Raw genomic sequence first — 13,069 nt, forward strand, 5'->3', positions numbered from 1 at the left:
CTTCGTAGTCGAAATCTAAAATTTGAAAGGTGCGCTTTGCCAACAAACAATGCTAATATGAGAGATGCGGCCTGAAGCGTAAAGCGGAAAAAGGAAGTGCTTAATGAGTTCAATGAACAATTGGGGCAAGGTTCCTTACCGGCATGCAAAACGCTGTTCGATATAGGAGGGGTTGCAAGTGCCGCAAAATTGGTATTTTCGTTTGTTGATTTCGTATTTCCCGGTTTTTTTGTTCACGATCTCGATTCTGATCTTTGTTTCATTCATCGTGGTCAACGATATTTCCCGTTCGGAAACGGAGAAGGCGGATAAGATATCTACCGGCTATACAGTGGACAGCGTGAATCGCATCTTTCAAGAAGCGGAAATGACTGTATTGAACGAAGCGGCAACGAACAGAAACTACGTGCAGTTTTTGGATATGAATGCGTTAAACAGTGATTCTTTTGTCGCCTACAACGTTGTGAACAGCGTGCGGACGATCGAGAAGAACAATGCATTCATCGACTCGATTTATCTATTTCGTATTTCAGATCGTACTGTATTGACATCCAGCGGGATCAAGGATCTCGATTCGTTTAGAGACCGGAGCTTTGTTAGGCAAGCGTTAGGGAACGCGAAGTACAGAGGATGGTCTGCCGTTCGGGAACTTCCGGGAAATAGTGAAGACAAGCGGGTAAAGGTAATCTCCATGTACAAGCAGACGCCGTTGCCCTTCGGCACCGAAGGACTGCTTGTCATTAATGTAAGCGAGCACGAAATCGGCAAATTCATCGATCAAACGGTTAATCATCAGGTGTCGTTCCTACGGGTAGCTGATAACAGGGGAAATGAGATTTATCCTAGCGATGTCAGAGGGGATGACGGAGCAAGCGGCAAGGTGCTGACGGCGATGCATTCAGCTACGCTGAATTGGGAATTTGAAAGCGGTATCAAAGCAGGGCAGCTATTCGCATGGGTATCGGTTATTTCCTATGTTTGGGTGCTGATCGCTCTTTTGACTGTGGCTTTTGCCATATTTTACTTTATTTACGTGACCCGGAAGAATTACAAGCCGATCCAGCTCATGATGAGGAGAATACAGGCGGTGCAAATTCGCGGGGAAGGCAGCTCGAACAAACGGGACGAGCTGTCCCTGATTGATCATGCACTGTCCAGCCTGATCGATCAAACGACGGCATTCGAAAAGGAACACCGCGAAAATTTGCTTGTGAAGCGACGTCAGCTTTTTCTCGATCTGATTGGAGGCGAATGGTCCGAAAGCATGCATCAACGGCTGCAGAAGCTCTCACCGCTGGCCGGCATGCAAGAGGAAGCGCAGTACATCGTCGTCGTTGCGGAAATAAACCGGTATGACGAATTTCAAAGCTTCTATTCTTCCGGCGATCAGAACGTGTTGAAGTTCGCGCTGATGAACGTACTTCAGGAGTTGGCACGAAACGAAAATTTGCACGGCTGGGTGGAATGGATCAACGGTAACCGCTCCGGCATCATTTTGAAAGCTTCGGAAGAAGAGCATGTAGTGAAGGAAAGGATCCTTGCTGCGGTGGACAACAGCCGCAAATGGGTGGCTGAACATCTTCGAATTTGGTTATCCTTTGGAGTAGGCTCAACCGTCACGGAGCCGGGCGTCATGAACCAATCGTACAAACGTGCGCTTTCCGCGCTTGAGCATAAGCTGTCGCTAGGGAAAGACGCCGTTATTATGAGCGACGAATTGCCGAGTAACACCGCGCCGGAAATGTTTAAGTATTTGCAGTTGATTGCCGATTGCGTTCAGGACTTCAGGATGACGAGTGACGGCTGGCGTCAGCGCCTTGAGCAAATGTTCGCCATGCTCATTGCCGATGGGCTGCGGGACGAAGACATCCGAACCTTGCTTCAAGCGCTGTTGCAGATGCTCGGACGCGAGCTTAAGGATTTGTCGGAAGGCCTTCGCGAGCATTTTACCGGAGACAATGCCGTCAAATGGCAGCATCTGCTTAGAAATGCGTCAACGCTTGGCGAGATGCAGTCCGTGCTGCTTGATTATTTGACCGATATCTACCGCACCTATGTCGCCGTATGCGAAACGAAAAGCCACCGAGCGATGATTGGAGAAATGAGAAGCTATATCGTCGAGCATTTTGCAAACCCGGATTTATCATTGAAACATTTAAGCGACCGTTTTCAAATTTCGGGCAAATACGCCAGCCATTTATTTAAGATCGAATTCGATATGAAATTCGTTGATTTTCTTGTTCAGCTCCGTATGCAGCGCGCCGAGGAACTGCTCTTCGAGACGGAGGAATCCGTTCAGTACATTGCGCTTCAAGTCGGTTACGCGAACTCCATTACATTCGGAAGAGTGTTCAAACGGGTAACGGGTGTCACCCCAGGTGATTTCCGCAAGCTGAAAATGCGCCCTTCCGCAGCCCATTCCTTATCCGTTGAATAAAAGCCCAAAAGCCCGGTATTCCGGGCTTTTTTTACTGACTAAGCAAGGCTGTGCTTTGGAAAACGACAAATAGTTTATATCGGGAAAACGGTTGCATGCAGGACCTGAGTGGTCATTCAGATAAACAGTTTGCTGTTTGGAAACTGGTTTATTGCCGTAGATTTAAACAGCATGCGATACTACGAACATCCGAACCAGACAAGGGCGGCAGGGGCAGCAAACCTGCAGCGACGCGATCCGTAATTCGGAATTCATTAAAGCGAAGAGGGGTTGTAACAATGGCAAACCAAAACAAAAGAAGAAGATTTGCGGTGCTCATGCTTTCGCTCACGGTAATCTGTTCAGGTATGTTGTCCGCATGTTCCTCGAATTCAGACAAGTCGAATTCGGCAGGGGATACCAAGGCAGGCACCGAAAATACGGCCAAAGGCGACAATACGGCCAAAGGCGATCCGGCAATACTCAAGGTTGAAGTATTCGACCGTGGTAATTCTCCTTCAGGCAGCAGTGTAACCAACAACTTCATGACCAATTGGGTACAAGACAATTTCGGTAAGCCGAACAATATTGACGTACAATACGTTCCGGTGCCGCGTTCGGAAGAAATACAAAAACTGAACGTACTGATGGCAAGCGGCGGCGACGTTCCGGATATCGTGTTTACGTACGATGAAGCAACATTCAACCGCTATGCGCTGCAAGGCGGCTTAACCGACCTGGCACCTCTGCTCGACCAGTACGCCCCGAACCTGAAGAAGTTTCTGGGTGACGACACGCTGAGCTTTGGACAGATCGAAGGCAAACAGTTCGCAGTTTCGGCGAAACGGGTGGATCTTGGCAAATATGCTTCGTACATCCGTCAGGACTGGCTGGATAAGCTAGGCCTGCCTGTACCGAAGACGACAGATGAACTGTACCAAACGCTTCAAGCATTCAAAACGAAGGATCCAGGACAAACCGGCGGCAAAACGATTCCGCTCGGCATGACGATTGCGCCGGCCCAAATCGATCCGCTGATCTGGTCGTTTATCAAGCCGTTGACGGAAGAGCAGCGCTATACGCTCACCCAGAAGCTTGGCTCCAATGATTTCCCGACGCTGCTTCCGGGCTTCAAGGACGCGCTGAAATTCATGAACAAGCTGTACAACGAAGGGCTGATCAGCAAAGACTTCAGCCTTGACCAAGACAAGAAACAGCTTAACCAAGATATTACTACCGGCAAAGTCGGCTTCTTCAGTGAAGACATTCCGGGCGTGTACGCTGCGGACTCAATCTACGCGACGCTGCAGAAAAACGTGAAGGGCTCCGTTATAACTCCGGTAGACGTTTACTCGGACGAGACAGGACATCATCCAAAACCGGGCTATGCTCCAATCGGCCTCTACCTGATGATTCCGAAATCGAGCGAGCACGCAGTGGAAGCGCTCAAATATCTGGACTGGATGGCTTCGGACAAAAACCTCTTCACCATGCAAAATGGTTTCGAGGGAGAGCACTACACGCTTAAAGACGGCGTTCCGATGGCCATCGAAAACCAATCAGAAACGGCAAAAGCTAAAGTCTATAACTCTGGCGACATGGCGATCATTTCTAACGGCAAACAGCTCGGCGACCCCGTGAAAAATCATGAAGCGACTGTACTAGGTCTTGCACCGGCGTATCAGAATGATGCCCGTACGATGATAAAACAGGCGGAAACAGACATGATCATGCCGATTCATTTCAACAAGCCGATTCAATCCGAATCGAAGTACGGAACAGCCTTGGAGGATAAATATAAAGAATTTATCGTGAAGACGGCGGTTGTGAAGCCGGACAAATTCGACAGCACCTTCGATTCGATCATGAAGGATTACATGTCGAGCGGCGGTCAAGCGATACTGGACGAACGTACGGCTGCTTATAAAGCACAGAAATAGAAAAATCGTCAATTTGACGGGAGCAAGCGGCGGAGCGATGCCTTATGGCGGAAGCTCCGCCCGTGCGTCCCGCTGCAGAGGAGGTCACCATGATGATCGCGACAGCATATTTACGCAGATACTGGCAGCTTTACGCGCTCCTTTTGTTACCGCTCGCGTACATTATCGTTTTCAAATATGGACCGATGTACGGCATTCAGATCGCTTTTAAAGATTTCAACTTCTTTCAGGGCATTGGCGGCAGCAAGTGGATCGGGTTCGACGCTTTCAAAGAAGTGTTCCATATGCATGATTTCTTCAAAACGCTGCGAAATACGCTTATGCTGAACTTGCTCGATCTTGTCGTCTCGTTTCCGGCCCCGCTCATCCTTGCAATTATGCTTTTCGAATTAAGAACGGTTTGGTTCAAGAAGTTTTCGCAAACGATTCTGTATATTCCGCACTTTATTTCCTGGATCATTATCGGCGGCATTGTCTATCAAGTATTCGGAACGCAATCCGGCATGATCAATAACATCATCACATCGCTTGGCTTCGATGCAATTCCCTTTTTGACCGATAAATACGATTGGCTGGTCACCTATTTGCTCGTCGGCGTGTGGCAGAGCGCAGGGTGGGGCACAATTATCTATCTGGCGGCTTTGACCGGCATTAACAAAGAACTCTTCGAGGCGGCGGAAGTTGACGGCGCGGGTAGAATGAAACGGATTTGGCATATTACGATTCCTGGAATCAAACCAACGATCGTCACGCTGCTCATCATCAATCTCGGTAATATGATTTCCATTGGCTTCGACCGGCCTTATGTTATCGGCAATGCGGCAGTACGCGATTTTTCCGAAGTGCTCAGCACGTTCGTGTACCGGATAGGCCTTGAATCCGGACAGTACACGCTGGCAACGGTCGTTGGTTTCTTCCAAGCGATCGTCGGACTGGTTTTCGTGCTTGGGGCGAATTATGCATCCAAGAAGCTTACCGATGAAAGCATTCTATAACTTCGATTTTTTTGCGGAAAGGAACGAATGACATGGGAGAAAGAGCCGCCAATCGGCTTTTCGATACATTCAACTTCATCTTTTTAACGGTATGCGTACTTGTTTGTCTGGCTCCGTTTGTTCATATTATTGCGATCTCGCTAAGCTCCAGCCGGTCGATTGTATCGGGTGAAGTCAGCTTATTTCCGATTGAAATCAATTTCGAAGCGTATGCCCGCGTGTTTTCCGATACGTCGATGATTCGCTCGCTCGGTTTTACCGTTCTGCTGACCGCTTTGTTTACGGTGCTCTGTATGTCGATGACGATTGCGGCGGGTTATCCGTTGTCCAAGACGAATCTGAAGGGCCGTAAATCGATTATGGTGATCATCATGATTACGATGTTCTTCAGCGGCGGCGTCATTCCTGAGTATATCCTGGTGCGTAACCTGCATCTGCTCGATACGATTTGGGCGCTGGTACTGCCTGGCATGATTAATCCGTTCTACTTAATCATCTTGATTTCGTTTCTGAACGGCATTCCGACAAGCTTGGAGGAATCGGCTGAGATTGACGGCAGCAGTCACTTTAACACGCTGTTCAAGATCATTTTGCCCTTGTCACTTCCGGTTATCGCTACGCTGAGCCTGTTCTATGCGGTAGGGCGCTGGAACGGCTTCACGGATACGCTCATGTATATCACGAGCCCGAACATGTATCCGCTTCAGCTGAAGCTGTATCAGCTTATCCAAAATAACATGATCAGCGATCTGATGCAGATGGAAGGAACACAGCGGGTGATGACACAGCCGGAGAGCTTGAAATCGGCCAGCGTTATCTTCGCGACAGTTCCGATCCTGATCGTATATCCTTGGCTGCAGCGCTATTTTGTAAGCGGCGTTATGCTGGGAGCTGTGAAAGGTTAAGCTTTGCTTCGAATGATAAGGCAATAGGGGGAACACATGGGCGCATCAAAAGGAGCGTATTCCTTTTCGACCTGCTGGAACATTAAAAGGCATGCCGTCGGAAGGGAAATGGCGGATGAAATACGGGCGCTCGGGTTCCACCGAGTGGAGCTGAACTATAACGTGACGAGGGAACACTTGCGGACGATCGAACCGATGATCGAGCGTGGAGAGATCGGCGTTTCGAGCGTACACAACACGTTCCCGCATATCGAAGATCCCGACTACGGAACCGACTCGGTCTTGCTGGGCTTCGATGACGAGGAGAAGCGGAGGCGGGCAGTGGATCTGCTGGTTCAATCGGCGGAGTATGCGAACCGTTACGGGGCCAAAGCCGTCGTCGTCCATCCAGGAGAAGTTCCCTTTGATTATAACATTGACGAAACGTTGAAGGGCATTTACAAGGAGCAGGGGCCCGATTCGCAAGCTTACCGGAAACTGTGGGATCAAATGCTGGACCGGCGGGAGTCGCTCAGCGGTCATTATTTGCGCCGTATTCAGCATAGTCTCGAGGAGGCATGCGAACGGATTGCCGCCAAAGGATGGGATGTTGCGCTTGGCATCGAAACCCGTTCGCGTTGTTATCAGATGCCGACGCTCGCAGAAGCGAAGACCATTATCGACAGCATGAAGGGCGCGCCGTTATATTTGTGGTACGACATCGGCCACGGCATGATGATGGAGCGGATGGGGCTGTATGACAACGCAAACGAGGCAAACGCAATGAAGGATGATATCATCGGCGTTCATATTCATGAGACGATCGGTCTATCCGACCATTACTGCCCTTACGTTCACAGCAAGGACGATTCCTATTTTGACCGGTTTCTCGCTATTATCGACCAGGCGCCAATCAAGGTTTATGAGCTGAAGGCAGCGTGCAGGCCGGAAGAAATCGAACAATGCCATGAGCAGATTGTCGGCAAAATTGAAGCGCGCAAAGGGCTGATTGGAGGAGAGAAATGATGTCCGTATTTAATACGTTAATTGGGTTGAACGATTCATTGGCTGCGCTCGGCATCGACAATCAGGTGCGAGACGCGAACAGCCGTTATTTCGGGGGCGTCGTTGATCCCGGAAGCGGCATCGCATGGCCGAACCACACGAACGGAACTCCGGCAGTCATGGGCTATTGGGCGGCCGCGATCGTTAACCCCGCATCGCGCTATTATCGCGATGCGGACGTGCTGCATAGCTTGGCAATTGCTGCCGATTATATGCTGCGGATGCAGCATGAGGACGGGACGATCTCGCCGGGGTGGACGAATTATCATTCGCCGCCGGATACGGGTTTCGTCATCGTTTGCTATGCCCAAGCCCTCCTGCTGCTGGAAGACAGCAATTGGCAGCCGCTTGAAGACGTTATCGCCGCGATGCGGCTCTTCCTGGAACGTACGATTCCCGCCATGCTCACCGGCGGTATCCATACCCCGAATCATCGATGGGTATTATGTGCGTCCCTTGGATTCCTGAAAGAAATTTTCGGTCTGCAGGAGGCCGGGCAGCGGGCGGAGGAATGGCTTGCGGAAGGTCTCGACTGCACGCCGGACGGCGAATGGACCGAACGCAGCAACGGCATTTACAATGCCGTCAGTGACATTATGCTCATTCATGCCGCTAGACTGCTTGGCAAGCCAGAGCTGCTTGATCAGGTACGCCGCAACCTTCGGATGATGGTGTATCTGGTTCATCCGACCGGCGAGGTCGTCACCGACTACTCCGGACGCCAGGATTTCGGCCATATGCACACACTGGCGGGTTATTTCATCGCTTATCGGATGATGGCCGTTCTCGACAAGGATCCGGTATTCGAGGCAATGGCTGAGCTGGCCGGTGAATCGCTTGTGCATCACAACGAGCTGCCGAACAATGCTTTGCTTACTCTTTTGCTTGAACCGGCATTCCGGGAAGCATCGGTGAAGCCTGCCGAGCTGCCAACCCACTACAGGAAAGTGCTGGGAAATGAATTTCCGCGCAAGACGTATTTGGCGGCAATGGATGCGGCCGGACATGGCGGCCAGATTAAGCACAGCCGGCTGCATCCAGATTTCGGCGCACCGGTCGCTAGAATTCGAAGCGGCGCGACCAGTGCGACCATCATGACAGAGACGCCGTCATTCTTCGCGCTCCGTCACGGCAAAGCCCGTTTGCTTGGCGTTCAGATCGGATCGAGCTTCGAGCCGGGCGTGATACCAATGAGCGAGCTGACTGCCGCCCCGGATGGCTGGGAGCTGTCGGCCGTTCAGGAGAAAGGGTATAACGGACCGGTGCCGAAGCCGCTGCTGCCCGTTTCAGCAAGCGAAACGGTCAGCCCATGGTATCTGCTTCCGCACCAGCACCGCCCAGCAACGCATACGAAGGCGATGCCTGTCCGCGTCGAAGCGACTGAATTGGCAGACGGCTGGAAGCTGCGGATCATCGCGGAAGAACCGGCCGATGTGGTGACACAAATCGCACTCGTCTTCGGCGATGAAGGGCGATTCGCTTCCGGGACGCTTAAAGCCGTCGATGCGCATGCGAGCTTCTGGCTTGACGGCACTGTCCGTTATGAAAATGGGGACGACTGGATCGAAGTGACGGGAGCGGCTCATGAGCACTGGTCGCAATCGATCCGGAATGCGGCGTATCCAACCGGCTGCAAGACATTGCTTATTAACGTGATGACTCCGTACGACCATACGATAACGATACGACTTTCTTGATTTGGATGAATCATAAACCAGTCAAAGTTCCACGGGCACGAATGAGGCCGGTGGAATTTTACAATAGGGGGAACAATAGAGATGGCGGCATATTTGGAACGGCGCGAAAGCATTCGCTACTGGATGGGTGACGATGACCGCGGCATGCTGACAACGCTCGCGAACCGCTACGTCGGCGCGAACCCGGAGGTGCCCTTCGCGTACCGGGCGTTCTCGGAATCAGGCATTCTGCAGATGGAGGATGGGCTGTTCGATCTTGACCTGTCATGGCGGCTGACGGATGCGAAGCAGGACGATTACGTCTATGCGTTAGGACGCGTTTGGAGCGATGACGAAAGGTCGATCGATTCCGCTATGATGCCTCTTGGACCGATCCGCCTGTATGTGAACGAAACGCTGCTATACCGGTCCGTCGTGGTTGACGAGATGAAGCCGGACGCAAGAGTCGTCATTCCGCTGCTGCTTCGCAAAGGCTGGAATACGATCGTCATTGAGGCACGCAAAACAAGATCGGGCTTCGGCTGCCGTTTCGGAGCGGAAGAAGCAAAAGTGCGCATTCTACATGTACTGTCGCCTTTCGAGGGGCGTTCTGGAGCCGCGGGATGGATTTATTCGGAGCCGACCAAGGAAAGACGATTTGGAGAGAATGGTCTCTTCCCGGATTTCGACAGCCTTGAAGAAGAAAGCGGTCTAGGCTGGCTTCCCGCTTCGAAGCATAGCCAAGAGGACCTGGTAAAGCCGAATTGCGAACGCCTATTTGGCCTGCCCCGTCAGCCTGCGGCGGCATATGCCTGGTCTAAGCTCGAAACGACCTCACCGGTCGAGCGGGCCGTATGGGAAGTCAAGGCGTTCGGCCCGACGACGGTCTGGTTGGACGGAGTACCGATCATAGAGACCGACGAGGGCGGAGCATTCCGCGTGGAGAAGTCCATAACGGCGGGAGAGGGCAGCGTTCTGGTGCGGACGGTTAGTCGTTCAGGCGGCTGGGGCTTCGAGCTTGATGTGACATTATCGTCCGGTAAAGTGGCATTTCAACTGCCGGTAATCGTTCATGGCGCCTCCGGCCCATGGCTGTATGCAGGACCGCTCTCGCAAGACGTCGAATTGGAGCCTTCCGAAGTGCAGTCCATGAAGCGGTTGTTCGACCGAGTAGACGAGGATGGCCGGCCAATCGGTCAGACCTATTGGTATCTCGACGGCCCAAGGCAGCGCGTACGTCCTTATTACGAGAATGCCATGCTTAGCAATAAATGGACGACCGGCTCGGCAACGAACTACGGCAGATGGGATTATCCGCTGGGCGTTACCATGTACGGATTGCTGCGTACCGCCAAGGCGCTCGGACGCCTCGATATCGAGCAATACGCGAACAGGCATATTTCAGCCTGTACCGATATGTACGCCTATTCGCTTTGGGATCGGAAACAATACGGCTTTCCGTCCGTTAATCATCAGCTTGTGCTGATGAAGATGCTCGACAACTGCGGCTCGTTCGGCTCCGCGATGCTGGAAGGGTACTTAACCGGGGGCAATGCGGATGCGAACAGTGCCCGAATCGCCGAGATGATAGCGGATTTTATCTTGAACCGCCTTGAACGCAGGGAAGACGGCGCATATTACCGCTTGTGTGAGGGTGAATATTCGGCGGATACGCTTTGGGCTGACGATCTGTACATGAGCACGCCTTTCCTGATGCGGTACTTTAAACTGACAGGCGACCGCCGTTATGCAGACGATGCGGCGAAGCAGTTTCTGCTGTTCAAAGACTATCTATTCATACCGGAGCACAGCGTGATGTCGCATGTGTTCGACTTCAAATACGGGGAAGCGACACGCATTCCTTGGGGGCGCGGCAACGGATGGTGTCTGTTCTCGCTCTCTGAGCTGTTGGAATCGCTGCCGGAGGATCATGCCGACCGGCCCGCGCTGCTGGCATTTTTCCGTGAAATGTGCACCGGCGTTGCCGGTCTGCAAAGCGAATCGGGGCTGTGGCACCAGGTGCTGACGCACCCGGACGCTTATGAGGAAGCGTCCTGTACAGCCATGTTTGCGTATGCCTTTGCAAGAGGGGTCCGTTTTGGCTGGCTGGAGGATAGCGGCAAGTTCACCTTGGCGGCGCAGCGCGCTTGGCAGGGGCTGACCCAAGAAGCGATCGACCGCCAGGGGAATGTGCACGGCGTATGCAGCGGGTCGAGGTACGCTTTTACGGCGGACTACTACAAATACGATCTGTTGACGGTTGTCAACGATAATCACGGAATCGGCATTATGATGCTCGCAGGTGTCGAAATGGACCTGCTGGAGAAGCATTTACAAAACGTCTAATCGATCATCATGTAAAGGGGTGGCCAACGTGCATAAGGGAGAAGAGGCAGGCTTGACCGCTGGAATAGACGTCGGAGGGACGAAAACGTTGATTTGCATCGCCGGCGCAAGCGGTCAAATCCGATTGAAGAAAAAAGTGGCGACGCAAAGGGAAGCGGACCCCGATCGTTTCTTCAACTGGTTGTTTGATGAATTGAACGATTTGTTGTCGGAAGATGGAAGTGATATCGAACGATTGACGGGAATCGGAATCGGATTTCCGGGCGTCATAAGCAAGGATGCGGGAGTCCTGAGCGGCGCGCCGGCCTTTGGTTGGCCCGCCGTGGATATCCGGCCGGTCATCGCGCATTACTACAAGGGTCCCGTGTATCTGGATAACGACGTCAATTTAGCTGCGCTGGGCGAGCTTTGGCAAGGCTCGGCCCGCGGCATGAAACATGTGGCGCTTGTGACGGTGGGGACCGGAATTGGAAGCGCGTTGATTCTGAACGGGGAGCTGTACGCCGGAGCTGATGGGGCGTCCGGTGAAATCGGCAATTGGATCGTGGATGCGGACGCCGAGACTGATGGCATGGAGAACGACGGGGAAGCTTTCGGTCCCTTCGAGAAGGCGGCGTCGGGCACCGGCATCGGGGAAGCCGCCCGCAAGTATTTTCGTGTAACCGATAGAAGCTCGAAGGTACTGGATCTGGCGGGCGGACAAGCGGATGGAATCGACGCCAGGCACGTACTCCAGGCGGCAGCCGAAGGGGACGAATCGGCACTCAGCATCATGGAGCGGCCGTTAAGCTGCATGGCAGTGGTCATCGCCAACATGGTATCCCTTCTTAATCCCGAGGTGGTCGTACTGGGAGGAGGCGTGGTTGATTCTGGCGATTATTATATCCATCAGGTACGCGAAAGAGCGGCAAAGCTGACTCCGAATCCGATCCGCATCGTGCGAGCCGAACTGGGCAACGAAGCCGGCGCCATAGGCGCCATTCGCGCAATTAAAGGCATGATACGCACAAGAATGGACACGTAATCATGCCGGGGACCCGGCTAAGTTGCTCACCGCCCGCATGCTCGGGCGAACTGGAGATCGCAGAGGAAACGGGCTGGATTTCGGAGCTCGTAACGTCCAGCGGCTTGAGCTCCAGTTCTTAATAGGGAAACCCAACGTCTTGACAAAGACGTTGGGTTTCTTGGCGATCTGTAGAGATTTATTTGCTATAGACAATAGGGGGTCCCACGACGCTTACTTCATATTTTTTCGCTAGCTCAATAATTTCCTCCATTGACTTTCCTTGAACTTCCTTAAAGATAAGTTCATCGCCCGGAGGCGTAAACATAATCGACATGTGCAGATGCGTGTCGCCTATATTTAAGAATGCATGGGGCGTACCTCTTGGAACGACAAGGACATCACCTGCTGCTGCATTAAATTCTTTCCCGTCGACATGGAAACGAGCTTCGCCCTCTAGTATCCGGAAGATTTCGTCTGCCTTATGGTGAATGGCGACCGGTCCGTTCCCTTGCTTGGGGGCCATGCGAAGATCGAACACAGAGTATTCGTTATTCACGTCTTTACCGTGAACACGATAAGCAACTTGTTCTCCCGGGAGTACATCGAACCATTCCATTTCTTCATGGCTATGATGAATGCCATGGCGTTTCGTATCTTGAGGCGTTGTCATCGTTCACTCTCCTTTTTACCTAAAATTATTTATTCTATAATTAGGACTTTCACATACTAGCATTTTTTTGT

Annotated in this window: 9 protein-coding genes; 8 read left to right on the forward strand and 1 reads right to left on the reverse strand. The window is 52.2% G+C overall.

Annotation, left to right across the window (positions count from 1 at the left end):
- Nucleotides 1-178 precede the first annotated feature (178 nt).
- From KXU80_RS27270 to KXU80_RS27305, 8 genes are all read left to right on the forward strand, one after another.
- Complete coding sequence (locus KXU80_RS27270) at nt 179-2,437, forward strand: helix-turn-helix domain-containing protein (protein WP_219836205.1); 2,259 nt, start codon at nt 179-181, stop codon at nt 2,435-2,437.
- 278 nt (nt 2,438-2,715) lie between these two features.
- The gene (locus tag KXU80_RS27275) at nt 2,716-4,356 is read left to right on the forward strand and encodes an extracellular solute-binding protein (RefSeq protein WP_219836206.1); all 1,641 of its coding nucleotides are present in this window, start codon (nt 2,716-2,718) and stop codon (nt 4,354-4,356) included.
- A 92-nt stretch (nt 4,357-4,448) separates the two neighbouring features.
- Complete coding sequence (locus tag KXU80_RS27280) at nt 4,449-5,351, forward strand: ABC transporter permease (protein WP_219839273.1); 903 nt, start codon at nt 4,449-4,451, stop codon at nt 5,349-5,351.
- A 32-nt stretch (nt 5,352-5,383) separates the two neighbouring features.
- Nucleotides 5,384-6,256, forward strand: coding sequence for a carbohydrate ABC transporter permease (locus KXU80_RS27285; protein WP_219836207.1), 873 nt, complete (start codon nt 5,384-5,386; stop codon nt 6,254-6,256).
- A 36-nt stretch (nt 6,257-6,292) separates the two neighbouring features.
- Nucleotides 6,293-7,261 carry a sugar phosphate isomerase/epimerase family protein gene (locus tag KXU80_RS27290; protein ID WP_219836208.1) on the forward strand — a complete coding sequence of 323 codons (969 nt, stop codon included), beginning with the start codon at nt 6,293-6,295 and terminating at the stop codon, nt 7,259-7,261.
- Nucleotides 7,258-8,997: a hypothetical protein gene (locus KXU80_RS27295; protein WP_219836209.1), complete on the forward strand. Its 1,740-nt coding sequence runs from the start codon at nt 7,258-7,260 to the stop codon at nt 8,995-8,997. Before KXU80_RS27290 ends, KXU80_RS27295 begins: the two co-directional genes overlap by 4 nt.
- An 81-nt stretch (nt 8,998-9,078) precedes the next feature.
- Nucleotides 9,079-11,322 (forward strand): glycoside hydrolase family 88/105 protein, encoded by a 2,244-nt coding sequence (locus tag KXU80_RS27300; RefSeq protein ID WP_219836210.1) that lies wholly within the window; start codon nt 9,079-9,081, stop codon nt 11,320-11,322.
- 28 nt (nt 11,323-11,350) lie between these two features.
- Nucleotides 11,351-12,346, forward strand: coding sequence for an ROK family protein (locus KXU80_RS27305; RefSeq protein ID WP_258171177.1), 996 nt, complete (start codon nt 11,351-11,353; stop codon nt 12,344-12,346).
- A gap of 178 nt (nt 12,347-12,524) precedes the next feature.
- Here the strand turns inward: KXU80_RS27305 and KXU80_RS27310 are convergent, their stop codons facing one another.
- On the reverse strand, nt 12,525-12,998 hold the full coding sequence (locus KXU80_RS27310; RefSeq protein ID WP_219836212.1) for a cupin domain-containing protein: 474 nt from the start codon (nt 12,996-12,998) through the stop codon (nt 12,525-12,527).
- Between the last annotated feature and the right edge of the window lie 71 nt (nt 12,999-13,069).

Origin of the sequence: Paenibacillus sp. R14(2021), assembly GCF_019431355.1 — a bacterium.
In the GTDB taxonomy this organism is placed as follows: domain Bacteria; phylum Bacillota; class Bacilli; order Paenibacillales; family Paenibacillaceae; genus Paenibacillus_Z.

Coding starts and splice junctions, on each gene's coding strand:
- KXU80_RS27275 (WP_219836206.1), top strand. CDS start 2,716: ATGGCAAACCAAAACAAAAGAAGAAGATTTGCGGTGCTCATGCTTTCG.
- KXU80_RS27280 (WP_219839273.1), top strand. CDS start 4,449: ATGATCGCGACAGCATATTTACGCAGATACTGGCAGCTTTACGCGCTC.
- KXU80_RS27285 (WP_219836207.1), top strand. CDS start 5,384: ATGGGAGAAAGAGCCGCCAATCGGCTTTTCGATACATTCAACTTCATC.
- KXU80_RS27290 (WP_219836208.1), top strand. CDS start 6,293: ATGGGCGCATCAAAAGGAGCGTATTCCTTTTCGACCTGCTGGAACATT.
- KXU80_RS27295 (WP_219836209.1), top strand. CDS start 7,258: ATGATGTCCGTATTTAATACGTTAATTGGGTTGAACGATTCATTGGCT.
- KXU80_RS27300 (WP_219836210.1), top strand. CDS start 9,079: ATGGCGGCATATTTGGAACGGCGCGAAAGCATTCGCTACTGGATGGGT.
- KXU80_RS27310 (WP_219836212.1), bottom strand. CDS start 12,998: ATGACAACGCCTCAAGATACGAAACGCCATGGCATTCATCATAGCCAT.